Source organism: Pseudonocardia nigra (genome assembly GCF_019396355.1).
Classification (GTDB): domain Bacteria; phylum Actinomycetota; class Actinomycetes; order Mycobacteriales; family Pseudonocardiaceae; genus Pseudonocardia; species Pseudonocardia nigra.
The window spans coordinates 1-14,349 of sequence record NZ_JAHKRK010000210.1 but is presented as its reverse complement, the minus strand read 5'-3'; the positions used below and the strand labels follow the sequence as shown (position 1 = coordinate 14,349).

Below are 14,349 nucleotides of genomic sequence, written 5' to 3'. Positions count from 1 at the left end.
GGGCCACCGCGCGGTCGCCACCCGCTACGACAAGCGCGACTACATGTTCCGCGGAACCATCGACGTCGCCTCGATCAGGATCTGGCTCCGCGACCCCGTCCCATGATCCAAGGGACACGCTCTAGTCTGCCGAGGTGGACGTCCTCGATGCCTACAGCGGGCACACCGACCCCGGCGGCCCCGCCATCCGCCGCGACCTCGACGCCCTGACGATCACGAAGCTGTCCGTCGGGCCGATGGACAACAACGCCTATCTGCTGGTGTGCCGGGCCACCGGCGAGGCGCTGCTGGTCGACGCGGCGAACGAGCCGGACCGGCTGGCCGACCTCGTCGGGTCCGACGACTCCCGCCCGGAGCTGCGCCACCTGGTCACCACCCACCGCCACCCCGACCACTGGCAGGCGCTCGGCGCCGTCGCCGGCATGTTCCAGACCCGTCAGATCGCGCACCCGCAGGACGCCCCGGAGCTGCCGATCCCGATGGACGAGCTGGTGGAGCACGGCGACACCGTGCGCTTCGGCGACATCGAGCTCGAGGTCGTGCACCTGCGCGGCCACACTCCGGGCTCGATCGCGCTGCTCTACCGCGGCGACGACCGGCAGCACCTGTTCACCGGCGACTCCCTGTTCCCCGGCGGTCCTGGCCGGACAACATCGCCGGAAGACTTCGGCTCGCTCATGAGCGACCTGGAGGAGCGGGTGTTCGACCAGCTTCCTGACGAGACGTGGGTCTACCCCGGCCACGGGGACGACACCACCCTCGGCACGGAGCGCCCGTCGCTGCCCGAGTGGAGGGCACGCGGCTGGTGAGCTGAGCACCAGCGCCCGACCGGGGCCGCCTACATGACGTAGGCGGCCCCGTCGTCTGTTACGAGCAGCACGACGGGCACGCCCTGCACGGAGGCGCTGCGGTCAGTAGATCTCCGGTCGTGGCGGGGGCGGCTTGAGCGGGACCCGTACCCGTCGCTCCCAGGTGCGCGGTGGACTCTCCCGCGACTCCACGCTGAACCGCAGCGCGAGGATGATCTGATCGTGCCCCTGCCACGGGTTCGCCGTCAGGTGGGCGGTGAACCTGATGTCGTCGCCAGCGTCCATCGGCGCGAACCTGATCGAGGAGCTCAGCTGGCCGTCCTCGCCGGACGAGATGCCCGCGCACCATGGTGTGTCCGGCTCGGCGTCAATCACGACCTTCCCCGGCCCGCCGACCATCCTCACCACGATCTGCGCCTTCCGGTCGTGCACCACCGCCACCTCCGACGCAGCGAACGTCGGGCCGTCCTGGTCGTGGCGGTCCTCGACCTCGCGATGCTCCTTTCGGGTCGCGATGGCGACGTTGGCCTCCGCAGCGGCGGCCGAACGGCGCGCTGCCCGCATCGATCGGGTCGCCACCACCAACGCCAGCACCGAGACGAGCAGGGCCAGCCCAGCGACCACAGCGGTGGTGATCTGGAGAGCGATCGGCACGTCACCAGCTAACCAGCGTCGTGCTGGGAACTGTGACCCAGCCCATCCATCCAGCCCGAGCCGTCCTACCTCTCGGCCGCCGGCTGATCGGGTGCCTCGATCGCCGCTGCTCCGGCGCCTCGATGCCCGGCTGTCGGCCAGCGGCGGCGCAGTGCTCGCACGCCTCAGTCGGATCGGGCTCGCAGTCGCACCCGGCTGCGCCGCGAGCGAGCGAGCGGCACGCCGCGCGGTGCCGAAGCGCCCGGTCGCGCCGCGTTCCAGTCCCGCGCGGCAGCTGCCGGCGTTGAAGGGCTGCGAGGCGGTGCAGCGGGCCGCTGAGGGCGCCCCGATCGTCGGCTGGATGGCGCCGTACGAGTCGCAGTCGGAGAAGTCGACCCGACCGAACCAGCGGCCGTCCAGTGATCAGGACCTCAATGTTCGTGAGTTTCGACCACAGCTGTGCGGTGCATGATCAATTTGGTGAGACCTGACCGCATCAGCTGGAGGACTAGCGCCGTGGCCGTTGGTGCAGCTCAGGCATGGTGCGACGGGCGCGATGGCGTTGGCCACGGGAGGCGGGAAGGCCTCCGGTGGGGACACCTAGACCCGAGAGGGGGAGCCTTGGCGCCTCGTCCGTGCTCGAGGGCACCCGCGTCACCGGCAGGCTCGTCCCAGGACGCGAGCGGTCGTTACCGCCGGGGGTGGCCGGGGGGGTCAGGTTCGCTCGGGCGCGGACGAGGACGGGTTCTGTGTGAACGGTGTCGACCAGCTGGCGAGTAGCCGTAGCCGTTCCTCGGACGGGGAGTTGGGTTCGGCGGTGTAGGCGGTGAGGGTCAGGCCGGGGTCGGCGGGGAGGTCGAGTGCGTTGAAGGTGAGGGTGAGCTCGCCGACTTCGGGGTGGCGCAGCCGCTTGACCCCGGTGCAGTGCAGTCGGACGTCGTGGGTGGCCCACCAGGTGCGGAACTCGTCGCTGCGGGTGGCGAGCTCCCCGACGAGCGCGGTGAGTGCCTCGTCGTGTGGGGCGCGGCCGGCTTCGGTGCGTAGCAGGGCGACGGCGCCTTTCGCGGCGTCGGGCCAGTCCGTGTAGAAGTCGGCGCCTCGCGGGTCGAGGAAGGCGAATCGGGCGAGATTCGCCTGCCGGGTGGGGTGTCGAACACTGGTGCCCACAGGGCGCGTCCCAGGGCGTTGATGGCGAGGATGTCCATGCGGCCGTTGCGGACGAACGCCGCGGAGCCGGTCATCGACTCGAGCAGGTGCGCCACGCTGGGCCGCACCTGTTGCGGCTGGGTGCGGCGTCGCGGTTTCCGGGCACCACCGCGGGCGGCGCGGGCGAGGTCGAGCAGGTGGGCCCGCTCGGCGTCGTCGAGCTGCAGCGCGGTCGCGATGGCGTCGAGGACGCTGTCGGAGGCGGTGCTGAGGTTCCCCTTCTCCAGCCGGGTGTAGTAGTCCGGCGACACCCCCGCCAGACGCGCCACCTCATCGCGTCGCAGGCCGGGCACGCGGCGTCGGCCGTAGACGGGCACCCCGGCCCGCTCGGGGGTGATCTTGGCCCGGCGCGTCACCAGGAAGTCGCGTACCTCCGCCCGGTTGTCCACGTCCTCCACGGTAGGTGAGACCGCCGGGTGGAGGGGGGTCACGTTGTGACCCGTCACGACCGGGCCTGTCACGCCCGCGCGGACGGCGTCCTCGATGGCGACGCCCGGTGGGCGGCCGCCCTCAGCTTCTGGCTCGGACCGTCCGGCCTCCGCCGCACCCGTCCGGTCGACGTTGCCGGCCGCTCACCGCGGGCTCGCCGGCCGCCGGCTCCAAGCCGGCCGGCTGGACCGCTACTGACGATCTTCGAAAGGAATCTGGTGGTCTCCACCTCCGCCACATCGCGGTCCGCGACGGCCGCCCCGGCCGGGGCGGGCCAGCCCCGCGCCGGCAAGCTGCCGCCGGTCGTTTACCTGCTCGGCGCCGTCGCGTTCCTGATGGGCACGACCGAGCTCGTCGTGGCCGGGCTGCTGCCGCAGGTCTCCGCTGGCCTGGACGTGAGCCTGTCCCAGGCCGGTCTGCTCATCACGGTGTTCGCCGTCGGGATGATGGTCGGCGCTCCGGTCATGGCGATGGCCACACTGCGCCTGCCACCCCGCGCGACCCTGGTGCTCGCTCTGCTGCTCTTCGCCGCCGGCCACGTGGCCGCGGCGGCCAGCAGCAGCTTCGTGATCGTGCTCGTCGCCCGCTTCGCCGCGGCCGTCGCCACCGGCACCTTCTGGGCCGTCGGTGCGGTGGTCGCCGCGGGCGCCGCCGGGCAGGCGGCCAGCGCCCGGGCGATGGGCGTGATGATCGGCGGCGTCACCCTGGCCACCGTGCTCGGCGTGCCGCTGGGCACCGCCGGAGGCCAGCTGCTGGGCTGGCAGGGCCCGTTCTGGTTGCTCGCCGTGCTCGCCCTGATCGCCGCGGTCGTGATCGCCCGGCAGGTGCCCGCCGCCGAGACCCGCCCGCAGACGTCGCTCGCCGCCGAGCTCGCCTCGCTGCGCCGCGGCCGCCTGTGGGTGATCTACCTGGCCACCGCGCTGGTCCAGGGCTCGTTCGTGGCCGCCTACAGCTACGTGTCGCCGCTGCTGACCGACCTGGCCGGGCTGCCGGAGGCCGTCGTGCCGCTGGCCATGTTCGGCTACGGCGCCGGCGCGCTGGCCGGCATCACCTTCGGCGGACGCCGCGGCGACACCCACCCGTTCGCCACCGCCATCCCGGCCACCACGCTGATCGCGGTGACCCTCGCGGCGCTCACAGTGTGGGGCAGCAACGGTGGCCTGGCCGCCGCGCTGATCGTGGCACTCGGCGCCTTCGGACTGGTCGCCAACCCGATCTTGGTCGCCCAGGTCGTTCGCGCCACCGGCCCGGTCAACACCCTGGCCATGTCGCTGAGCACCTCGTCGTTCAACGTCGGCATCGCCGGCGGCTCCTGGCTGGGCGGGCTCGCCCTGTCCTCCAGCCTCGGCGCGCAGGGGCCGCCCCTGGTCGGGCTCGTCATCGCTGTCCTGGCCCTCGCCCCGCTGGCCCTGCTCGCCACCGCCCGGCGCCGGGAGGCCGTCCGATGACCGCACCCGGTCCCGTCGTGATCGTGGGGGCCGGTCCGGGCGTCGGTGACGCCGTCGCCCGCCGGTTCGGCCGCGAGGGCAACCCGGTCGGCCTGCTCGCCCGTGACGGCGACCGACTCAGCGCCCAGGCGCGCGAGCTGGACGCCGACGGCATCCGAGCCGCCTGGGCCGCCGCCGACATCCTCGACGTCGACGCGCTACAGGCAGCGCTCGGGCAGCTCATGAGTTCCCTGGGCGTCCCGGAGGTGGTGCTGTTCAGCCCGCACCCCGACGTCGATCTCATCAAGCCGGTCCTGGACACCACGCCCGCCGACCTGCGGAACTCCCTGGCACTCAACGTGGCCGGCGCCGCGGCCGTGGTCGACGCGGTTCTGCCCGGCATGCGGGCCGGGCGTGGGGCCCTGCTGTTCACCACCGGCAGCGCCGGGCTGAACCTCACCGCCGACCGGGCCGCGTCCGGCATCACCACCACCGCCGAGACCGTCTACGTCCGGCTGCTCGCCGAGGCACTCGCGCCCGCCGGCGTGCGGGTGCACCCCCTCGTCATCGTCGGCCCGGTCGGCCCCGGCCGCCGGCACGAGCCATCGGCGGTCGCCGAGCGGCTGTGGCAGCAGTATGCCGGCCTCGGCGACACCTACACCGAAATCCACTGACCTCGCACAGGAGGAGAGAGTATGACCACCCCCACGAGCCCGCTGCTGACGCTCAACAATGGTGTGCAGATGCCCGCCCTCGGCCTCGGTGTCTTCCAGAGCACCCGCGAGCAGACCGCCGGCGCCGTCGAGACCGCCATCGGCGCCGGCTACCGGCTGATCGACACCGCCGCCGCCTACGCCAACGAGGCGCAGGTCGGCGAGGGCATCCGCCGCTCCGGCATCGACCGCGCCGAACTGTTCGTCACCACCAAGCTGTGGATGAGCGACCACGGACACGACGCGACGCTGCGCGCCTTCGACGCCAGCCTGCGCCGGCTCGGGTTGGACTACCTCGACCTGTACCTCGTCCACTGGCCGGTCCCCGCCGACTGGGAGCGGACCCTGGACTCCTGGCGGGCGATGGAGAAGCTGCTCGCCGACGGCCGGGTGCGCGCCATCGGCGTGTGCAATCACCACCCGCACCACCTGGAGGACCTCGTCAGGGCCACCGATGTCGTGCCCGCGGTCAACCAGGTTGAGCTGCACCCGTTCTTCAACCAGCCCCGGGTGCGCGCCGCCAACGCCAAGCTGGGTGTGGTCACCCAGTCCTGGTCGCCGATCGGCGGCGGGCGGGTCTACAACGCCGGCACCCCCGACGCCCCGCACAGCCCGCTGGAGCACCCGACCATCACCGGCCTCGCCCAGGCCTACGGCAAGACCCCGGCCCAGGTGGTCATCCGCTGGCACCTGCAGCACGGGCTGTCGGTTATCCCCAAGTCGGTGCGCCCGGAGCGGATCACCGAAAACATTGACGTCTTCGACTTCGAGCTCACCGTCGCCGACATGGCAGCCATCGACGCGCTGACCACCGGCGTCCGCGCCGGCGCCGACCCCGAGGTCGTCGACCAGCAGCTGTTCGGCGTCACCATCGACAACGACTGACCGGCGTCGACTGATCGCACTGACCGGGGCCCGGCACCCGGCTGCACACGGCGGTGCCGGCCCGGTCACCATCCCGCGCGCCGCGAACGGCTGCCCGGGGCCCAGCGCAAGGAGAGATCCGACCATGAACGTGTTCCTTCCAGGACCAGGTCGCCCTTGTCACCGGCGGCGGCTCAGGCATCGGCCTGGCCACGGCTTGGGCCTTCGCCGAAGCCGGCGCCGGGGTCGCCCTCGCCGACGTCGACGAGGCGTCGGTCTGCGCTGCCGTCGAGCTCGGCCGTGCTGTGGCTGTGCAGCCCCGGCGCCGCCTTCACCTCCGCCAAGCCGTGGCCGTGGACGGCGGCTACACCATCCGCTGACGCCCCCACCGCCCCGTGAAGATCAACTCGAACACCAACGAGAGGAAGCACCGGTGGTCCCGGACATCCCCCTCAACGACGGCACGACGATTCCGCAACTCGGCTTCGGCACGCTCAACGTGCCGCCGGAACGGGCCCCGTCGGAGCAGAACACCGCCGCGACCGCCGAGATCGTCGGTCTCGCCCTCGCCGGCGGCTACTGCCACATCGACACCGCGCAGATGTACGGCAACGAGGCGGGCGTCGGGCGCGCCGTCGCCGCCTCCGGCATCCCGCGCGACGAGTTGTACGTCACCAGCAAGCTGGGCAACGGCAACCACCGCCCTGACGACGTGCGCCACTCGTTCGCCCAGACACTGGACAAGCTCGGCCTCGCCGAGCTCGACCTGTTCCTCATCCACTGGCCGCTGCCCACCCTCTACGACGGCGACTACGTGGCGACCTGGCGCGCCATGACCGAGCTGGTCAAGGACGGGCGGCTGCGCACCCAGGGCGTGTCGAACTTCCAGCCCGACCACCTCGATCGCATCACCAGCGAGACCGGCGTCGTCCCGGCGGTCAACCAGATCGAGGTACACCCCTACTTCCGCAACGACGCCGCCCGCGCGGCGTCGGCCGCGCACGGCATCGCGGTGGAGGCATGGAGCCCGCTCGGCCAGGGCGCCGTCCTCGACGACCCGGTCGTCGGCCGCATCGCCGCGGAGCGGCAGAAGACACCCGCCCAGGTCGTCCTCCGCTGGCACATCCAGCACGGCCACATCGTCATCCCGAAGTCGACCCGCCGGGAACGCATGGAGGAGAACATCTCCGTGTTCGACTTCGAGCTCTCCGCCGAGGAGATGACCGCTATCAACGCCCTCGACAAGGGCGCAGACGGACGCATCGGGCCCAACCCCGACACCTTCGCCTGGATCCCCTGACCCCCGGCGAGCAGGCACCGACCGGCGACATCGCCAGGCCCGGCACGACCGGTCCGCGCAGCGTGCTGCTCAGCACCCCTTGCGCCTTGCCCACCGCGGGGACGGCGCTGCTGCGAACCCTGCCCACGCCCGGCTGCGGCCCGGCGCCTGCAACCACCTCGCGACCTGAGAAGGAGTCGCCGTGACCGGATGGACCGCCGACGAGCTCGACCGCGTCGGGCGCGCAGAGGATCTGCAGATCACCACCGCACGCGAGGACGGGTCCCTGCGGTCCTGGGTGCCGATCTGGGTGGTGCGGGTGGGCGACGACCTGGTCGTCCGCTCCTACCGCGGCGCCGACGGCGCCTGGTACCGCCACGCCACCCGCCTCCCGCGCGGCCGCATCCGCGCCGGCGGAGTGGATCGCCACGTCAGCTTCGCTCCCGCGTCCGTACCGGCTGACGAGGTCGATCGGGCCTACCGCGCCAAGTACGGCCGCTACGCCGGCAGCTACCTCGAACCCATGCTCACCGACCGGGCGACCGCGGCGACCCTGCGGCTCGTCCCCAGCGCCTGAACCCGACGACAGAGGAACCCACCACACCATGCCCGACCGGCTGACCGACACCGACGCACCTGAACCCTCCGGAGCGCAGAAGGCGTTCGGCGACTTCGCCCCGGAGCTGGTCCGCTTGACCGACGACGTGCTGTTCGGGCAGGTCTGGGAACGCACCGAGCTCACCCCCAAGGAACGCAGCCTGCTCACCAACGGCAGCACCGAGCAGCTCGTGTTCCACCTCGGGCTGGCTCGCGACAACGGCGCCACCGAGACCGAGCTGATCGAGGCGATCACCCACCTGGCCTTCTACGCCGGCTGGCCCAAGGCCATGTCGGCGATGGCCGTGGCCAAGCAGGTCTTCCAGAACCACCAGTAACCCCCCAGAGCAGGAGAACCCACCATGCGAGGAGCCGTCCTCCACGCCCCCGGCGACGTCCGCGTCGAAGACCGCGACGACCCGAAGATCATCCAGTCCACCGACGCCGTCATCCGCCTCGCCGCAACCTGTGTGTGCGGGTCGGACCTGTGGCCCTACCGCGGCATCGAGTCCGTCGAGGGCCCGGCCCCGATGGGCCACGAGTACGTCGGCATCGTCGAAGAAGTCGGCCGGGACGTCCGCACCGTGCAGCCGGGCCAGTTCGTCGTCGGCTCGTTCTTCGCCTCCGACAACACCTGCGAGATCTGCAAGGCCGGCTACCAGAGCCGGTGCGTGCACGCGGAGCTCATGGGTGCGATCGGCACCCAGGCCGAGTACGCGCGCATCCCGCTGGCCGACGGGACCCTCGTCGCCACCCCCGAGGTCCCGTCCGACGATCTGGTCCCCAGCCTGCTCGCCGCCTCCGACGTACTGGGCACCGGCTGGTTCGGCGCCGTGGCCGCCGAGGTCGGCCCGGGCAAGACCGTCGCGGTGGTCGGCGACGGGGCGGTCGGCCTGCTCGGCGTGCTCGCCGCGACGCAGCTCGGCGCCGAGCGGATCATCGCGATGAGCCGGCACGAGTCCCGCCAGAAGCTCGCGCTGGACTTCGGCGCCACCGACATCGTCACCGAACGCGGTGACGACGGCGTGGCCCGGATCAAGCAGCTCACCGACGGGCTCGGCGCGCACTCGGTGATCGAGGCCGTCGGCACCCAGGAATCGATGATGCAGGCCATCCGCTCCGCCCGACCCGGTGGGCACGTCGGCTACGTCGGCGTCGCCCACGACGTGCAGCTGCCCGGCGAGGAGCTGTTCTTCTCCGGCGTGCACCTGCACGGCGGCCCCGCCCCGGTGCGACGGTTCCTGCCCGAGCTGATCGAGCTGATCTGCAACCGCACGATCGACCCCGGCAAGGTGTTCGACCTCGAGCTGCCGCTCGACCAGGCGGCCGAGGGCTACCGGGCGATGGACGAGCGCCGCGCGATCAAGACGCTGCTGCGGCCCTGAGCACAGGCGAACGACAGGACAGGAGCAGGAATGCACACCCGGACCCTCGGCCAGGGCCTGCAGGTCTCGGCCATCGGACTGGGCGCCATGGGCATGTCCCAGAGCTACGGGCCCAATCCCGGCGCCCGCGACGCCATGATCGGGGTGTTGCGCGGCGCGGTCGAGCGGGGGGTCGCGTTCTTCGACACCGCCGAGGTCTACGGCCCCTACATCAACGAGGAGCTCGTCGGGGACGCCCTCGCCCCGCTGCGCGACCAGGTGGTGATCGCCACGAAGTTCGGGTGGCGCATCCAGGACGGCCGGTCGGTCGGGCTCGACAGCCGCCCCGAGCAGGTCAAGCGGGTCGCCGACGCGTCGCTGCGCCGGCTGCGGGTCGACACGATCGACCTGTTCTACCAGCACCGCGTCGACCCGCACGTCCCGATCGAGGACGTGGCCGGCGCCGTCGCCGAACTCGTCCAGGCCGGCAAGGTGCGCCACTTCGGGCTCTCGGAGGCCGCGGCGGCCACGATCCGCCGCGCGCATGCCGTGCATCCCGTGACCGCGGTGCAGAGCGAGTACTCGCTGTGGACGCGTGACCCGGAGCCCGAGGTGCTGCCCACCTGCGCCCAGCTCGGTATCGGCTTCGTGCCGTTCAGCCCGCTCGGCAAGGGCTTCCTCACCGGCACCGTCACCTCCGCCACCGAGCTCAGCGCCGGCGACATCCGCGCGAGCATCCCCCGCTTCAGCGCCGAGAACCGCACCGCCAACCAGGCCCTGGTCGAGCACGTCACCCGCCTGGCCCAGGCGAAGGACGCCACCCCCGGGCAAATCGCCCTCGCCTGGCTACTCGCCCAGCACCCGTGGATCGTGCCCATCCCCGGCACCCGCCGGCGCGAGCGCGTCGAGGAGAACGCCGCCGCCACCCGGGTACCGCTGTCGGCGGACGAACTGGCCGACCTCGACGACCTCGCGGCACGAGTCGGCGTGCAGGGCGACCGGTACAACGAGCACCACCTGTCCCTCGTCGGCCGCTGAACACCCAGGCCACGCCTGGATGGTGAAGGTCTTGGTCCAGCCCTCGAAGGACTCGCGGGGCGGCGTCGGCGCCGCTGGCGAGCCAGCGCTGCTCCCAGCTGTCGCCGTCGAACCTGGGTCAGTGCGTCACTCTCCACGGGAAGTGACGCGGACCGAGTTGGTCCCACTCATCACGGCCCTGCACCGCTTCCATGTCGTGGCGGGCCTGGTGGCACCGCCCGGAGCACTCGCCGCCGCTGACCGCGCCCTCGCGCTGCGGATCGAGCGGCGGCTCGATGCAGATATGGAGTAACCGTTCAACTGTCGGAAGCAGGCCGCTCGTCGCGTCCGGGTGATTGGTCGTGACTGCGCGTCACCGATGTGTCGTGGCCTCTGCCACGCTTTACCCGTTCAAACGAACGGAGGCGCCGATGAGCGTCGACTACCGGGCCGCATGGATGCCCGAACAGGAGTACCGCGACTGGGAGGAGGCCGCGGCGATCGGCGTCGCCCACATTGAGCGCGAGTGTGCCGAGACGGGCACGGCCGGCCTTCTGGTCACCGCGACCGTGCCCGGTGCCGGCTACACGCCGAGCCTCGAGACGTTCGTCGCTAGGCATGGTCACCACACGACGCCGAAGTCGCGCAACCGGCGCCCGCATCCCGGTAAGCGCCCAACGCTCGTGTACGTGCCGGACGCGGAGATGCTCGAGCAGGCCGCCGGCTACGCGCGGGACTACGCGCTATGCGCCATCGAGTCGAGCTTCTTCCGGCTCGACGGCTAGGCTGCCGCCACGGGTGCGCTGAACCTGGACACCGGCGAGGTCGCAGCACCGCCCGCCGAAGAGCTTGCCGAGCGTCTCAAGCACCTTGTGTTCGTCGGCAACAACGGATGGGCTGGTCCGCGCGGCAAGCGGGACGCCGCCCGAATCCTCTCGGACCTACACGCCCTATCCGCCGATTACGTGGCCGGCTACGTGATCGGCAAGGGGCGTTCGGCCGCTGGCGCGAAGCGGCTGCACGAGATGATCTCGAAGTCGGCGCGCAGGGCGGGATAGGCGGGCCCGCGTCCGAAACGCGGCGCTACGCCTGACCAGGGCGGCGCGGCGATCACCGGATGCGAAGGCTCTTCTCTGTCCACAGTGGACGCGCTGCTGTCACCGGATCTGCTGGTCTGCTCACTGACCGCCACGAGCGCGCCGAGGCCTCGGCGCGGACGGCGACAGCGCCCTGGTCGAGGTGGGCGTCCCGGAGGTGGTGCTGTTCAGCCCACACCCCGATCTCATCAAGCCGGTCCTGGACACCGCGCCGGCCGACCTGCGGAACTCGCTGGCGCTCAAGGTGGTCGGCGCCGCGGCCGGTCGACGCGGTTCTGCCCGGAATGCGGGCCGCCGGCCGCGGGGCCCTGCTGTTCACCACCGGCAGCGACGGGTTGAACCCCACCGCCGACCGGGCCGCTCGCCGCGGCGGACATCGGCTCAGGACGGTGCCCCTGCCGGGGAGCTCGCCCGCGCCGTCGAGCGCCGGGGGTCTGCTCTGCCCGCCGTGACACGGAGCAGGGCGGCGAGGCGAGCTCGTTGCGATGCTGTCAACGCGGGCGCGGCATCGACGACTTGACGGCTCTTGACCGTCCCCTCGCTGAGCGACGCCGCGCTCGATCCGTCGCACGGACACCGACGGCGTGGCTCCGCAGGTCATGCGGATCAATCGGGCGGGCTACTGGTTCGAATCCAGTCGGAGGACCTCTCACCAGGCAAAAGCTTCCTGCGATCGCAATCGGAGATCAGTCCATGAACACGTCACGGGTTCTGCGCTCGCGGTCGCGGCCCTCCATTGCCTCCAAGCCCCTGGTTGTCGAGTGCCCCAGCTCTGGCGCACCATGGCGCCGTGGACGTCGACTGGGCCGCTTGGCTGATCGGGTTGGCGGCCGTCGCCGCAGTCTGGCTCGTGCTGTGCGTCGTCATGGTGCTGCTGGCCCGCAGGTTGCCGCCGGGCCTGCTTCGCGACATCGCGGAGTTCCTGCCGGCCTGTGTCACCACCGCCCGGCGGCTGCGCCGCTCACCCGCGGTACCGCGGCGGGCGAAGGTCGCGCTGTTGCTGGCGGTCATCTGGGTGGTCTCCCCGATCGACCTGCTGCCGGAGTTCCTGCCGGTGATCGGGCCGCTCGACGACGTCGTTGCCGTGGTGCTGCTGCTGCGCTACGCCGCGCGGTCGATTCCTCGTGACCAGCTTGTCGCGGCGTGGCCCGCCGAACTTCGCCTGCTCGACCTGCTACTGGACGGCCGACGCCGGACCGACCGGGAGCCGAAGTCGCAGTAGCCCGCTCGTCCCGCCGGGTCCGTGGGCGTGGACCCGCCATCGGGATCGTGGCCGGCTCGGCCGTCCCTGGTTCCATCTCACGCGTGACGCCGGTAGCGTCGGCGCGCAACACAGTGACTTCTCGAAGGACAAGCACCGGGCCGCCGTCCCGATGAGCAGCGCGACCCGCTTTGTGGCGACTGTCGTGTTCTTCATCGGTATGAGCGCATGACCACCCAGAGCTCGGGCTCGTCATGGCCCACGACAACGGGCGGGAGGGCTTTCTCGTGCCTTACCCGTGGCCCGAGGCGATCTCGGTGCCCCTCCCGGGAGCACTGGCCAGGAGATGAGCGTCAGCGGACAGACACAGGCCAAGCCGGAGACCACGCGGTGGATCTGCGTGCCGTGCGGATTCATCTACGATCCCGAGGAAGGTGACCCGGACAGCGGCATCGACCCGGGGACGCCCTTCGAGGACATCCCTGACGACTGGATGTGCCCCATCTGTGGTGCCACCAAGGCGGACTTCCGCGAGCTGGAGCCGGGAGAGTTCCCGGAGGACCGAGGACACTGAGTCATGATCACCGGATACGGCCATTTCGTGCAACTCGCCGAGACGCTGCAGTGGGACGAGACGGACATCGACTACTCGGCCGACCGCGAGGCCTGGCCGCAGCTCACGGACGCCGAGAACGGCAAGGTCCTCGGACTGATCGCAGGCTTCGTCATCGCCGAGACGTCGGTGTCCGGGCAGCTCGGTGCCTACCAGGCGGCCGCGTCGCGTGACGACGCGATGCAGGCAACCTTCGTCGCCCAGGCCCGGGACGAGGCGCGCCACGCCCGCTTCTTCGACCTCGTCTCCGCCGAGGTCGCCGGCGTCCCGGGGGCCAACCCCGCGGCACGGCGGGACGCCCTGCGCGCCCACGTCAGTACCGAGCTCGTCGACCTGTTCGAGGAGCGCCTGCCGGCCACCGCCCAGCGGCTCGCCGAGGACCACGAGGGCCTGACCGCCGCGGTCGGGCTCTACCACATGGTGATCGAGGGCGTGGTCCTCCTGGCGGGACAGAATGCGATGCTCGACGCGCTCGAGGGCCTGTCCGTCGGGCTGCCGGGTGTTCGCAAGGGGATGGAGCTGGTCCTCCGTGACGAGCGCTGGCATATCGGGTTCGGATCGCGCATCGTTCAGAGCGCCGCGATCGGCCGGGACGAGGCGCACGCGCTGCTCGAACAAGGGGAGACGGCCGCCAAGGTCTGGGGGGACCTCATCACAACCGATGCGATCGAGACCGCAGTGCGGCAGCACCGGCGCCGGCTCAAGGCCACCGGCATCAAGTTCTGGTGACCCATGAAGATCGCGTTCTGCGTCACCATCCGGCTACAGGCATCGCCTGGGCTGCCCCTGGAAGCGGAGGATGGTCGGCGCCAAGCCCCGCGTCGTCGGAGGCGATACCGGCGTGTCCGAGATGCCGCTCGGGTGGGAATCCGGGGCTGGTCGTTCGGCGGGTACCTGGCCGTGCGCGACGCCCGGACCTGTTCCACGCCGCGGTCCGCAGGTCGATTCCTGCGCGACGCCTCGGTGCCGGGTGGGCCTAGAGCGTGTCCCTTGGATCATGGGACGGGGTCGCGGAGCCAGATCCTGATCGAGGCGACGTCGATGGTTCCGCGGAACATGTAGTCGCGCTTGTCGTAGCGGGTGGCGACCGCGCGGTGGCC

General features: G+C 71.6%; 16 protein-coding genes and 1 pseudogene. 15 read left to right on the top strand and 2 right to left on the bottom strand.

The features are described from left to right. Positions 1 to 134 precede the first annotated feature (134 nt). Entirely contained in the window at positions 135 to 809 is a 675-nt protein-coding gene (locus KME75_RS33590; RefSeq protein ID WP_219418970.1) for an MBL fold metallo-hydrolase, read from the top strand. A gap of 102 nt (positions 810 to 911) precedes the next feature. Here KME75_RS33590 and KME75_RS33585 read toward each other — a convergent pair whose 3' ends face one another. Together KME75_RS33585 and KME75_RS33580 are read right to left on the bottom strand one after the other, a co-directional pair. Further along, positions 912 to 1,463 carry a hypothetical protein gene (locus KME75_RS33585; RefSeq protein WP_219418969.1) on the bottom strand — a complete coding sequence of 184 codons (552 nt, stop codon included), beginning with the start codon at positions 1,461 to 1,463 and terminating at the stop codon, positions 912 to 914. A gap of 693 nt (positions 1,464 to 2,156) precedes the next feature. Next, positions 2,157 to 3,046, bottom strand: a pseudogene (locus tag KME75_RS33580) (helix-turn-helix transcriptional regulator). 249 nt (positions 3,047 to 3,295) lie between these two features. Between KME75_RS33580 and KME75_RS33575 the strand changes: the two are divergent. The 14 genes from KME75_RS33575 (at position 3,296) to KME75_RS33510 (ending at position 13,978) form a co-directional block, all read left to right on the top strand. Next, on the top strand, positions 3,296 to 4,525 hold the full coding sequence (locus KME75_RS33575) for an MFS transporter (protein WP_219418968.1): 1,230 nt from the start codon (positions 3,296 to 3,298) through the stop codon (positions 4,523 to 4,525). Then, positions 4,522 to 5,178: an SDR family oxidoreductase gene (locus KME75_RS33570; RefSeq protein ID WP_219418967.1), complete on the top strand. Its 657-nt coding sequence runs from the start codon at positions 4,522 to 4,524 to the stop codon at positions 5,176 to 5,178. Before KME75_RS33575 ends, KME75_RS33570 begins: the two co-directional genes overlap by 4 nt. Positions 5,179 to 5,199: 21 nt before the next feature. Then, entirely contained in the window at positions 5,200 to 6,102 is a 903-nt protein-coding gene (locus tag KME75_RS33565) for an aldo/keto reductase (RefSeq protein WP_219418966.1), read from the top strand. Between the two features lie 179 nt (positions 6,103 to 6,281). Beyond that, complete coding sequence (locus KME75_RS33560) at positions 6,282 to 6,461, top strand: hypothetical protein (protein ID WP_219418973.1); 180 nt, start codon at positions 6,282 to 6,284, stop codon at positions 6,459 to 6,461. 53 nt (positions 6,462 to 6,514) lie between these two features. Beyond that, positions 6,515 to 7,381 (top strand): aldo/keto reductase, encoded by an 867-nt coding sequence (locus KME75_RS33555; protein ID WP_219418965.1) that lies wholly within the window; start codon positions 6,515 to 6,517, stop codon positions 7,379 to 7,381. 181 nt (positions 7,382 to 7,562) lie between these two features. Further along, on the top strand, positions 7,563 to 7,937 hold the full coding sequence (locus KME75_RS33550) for a DUF2255 family protein (RefSeq protein ID WP_219418964.1): 375 nt from the start codon (positions 7,563 to 7,565) through the stop codon (positions 7,935 to 7,937). 28 nt (positions 7,938 to 7,965) lie between these two features. After that, entirely contained in the window at positions 7,966 to 8,295 is a 330-nt protein-coding gene (locus tag KME75_RS33545) for a carboxymuconolactone decarboxylase family protein (RefSeq protein WP_246633346.1), read from the top strand. A gap of 24 nt (positions 8,296 to 8,319) precedes the next feature. Next, on the top strand, positions 8,320 to 9,342 hold the full coding sequence (locus KME75_RS33540) for a zinc-dependent alcohol dehydrogenase family protein (RefSeq protein WP_219418963.1): 1,023 nt from the start codon (positions 8,320 to 8,322) through the stop codon (positions 9,340 to 9,342). A gap of 30 nt (positions 9,343 to 9,372) precedes the next feature. Next, complete coding sequence (locus tag KME75_RS33535) at positions 9,373 to 10,359, top strand: aldo/keto reductase (RefSeq protein ID WP_219418962.1); 987 nt, start codon at positions 9,373 to 9,375, stop codon at positions 10,357 to 10,359. 142 nt (positions 10,360 to 10,501) lie between these two features. Next, the gene (locus tag KME75_RS33530; RefSeq protein WP_219418961.1) at positions 10,502 to 10,651 is read left to right on the top strand and encodes a hypothetical protein; all 150 of its coding nucleotides are present in this window, start codon (positions 10,502 to 10,504) and stop codon (positions 10,649 to 10,651) included. Between the two features lie 118 nt (positions 10,652 to 10,769). After that, positions 10,770 to 11,123: a hypothetical protein gene (locus KME75_RS33525; protein WP_219418960.1), complete on the top strand. Its 354-nt coding sequence runs from the start codon at positions 10,770 to 10,772 to the stop codon at positions 11,121 to 11,123. Between the two features lie 1,102 nt (positions 11,124 to 12,225). Next, positions 12,226 to 12,657 (top strand): YkvA family protein, encoded by a 432-nt coding sequence (locus tag KME75_RS33520; protein WP_308283316.1) that lies wholly within the window; start codon positions 12,226 to 12,228, stop codon positions 12,655 to 12,657. 325 nt (positions 12,658 to 12,982) lie between these two features. Further along, positions 12,983 to 13,210, top strand: coding sequence for a rubredoxin (gene rd / locus KME75_RS33515; RefSeq protein ID WP_219418959.1), 228 nt, complete (start codon positions 12,983 to 12,985; stop codon positions 13,208 to 13,210). A 3-nt stretch (positions 13,211 to 13,213) separates the two neighbouring features. Continuing rightward, positions 13,214 to 13,978, top strand: a complete 765-nt coding sequence (locus KME75_RS33510) for a ribonucleotide-diphosphate reductase subunit beta (RefSeq protein WP_219418958.1) — start codon at positions 13,214 to 13,216, stop codon at positions 13,976 to 13,978. Positions 13,979 to 14,349 lie beyond the last annotated feature (371 nt).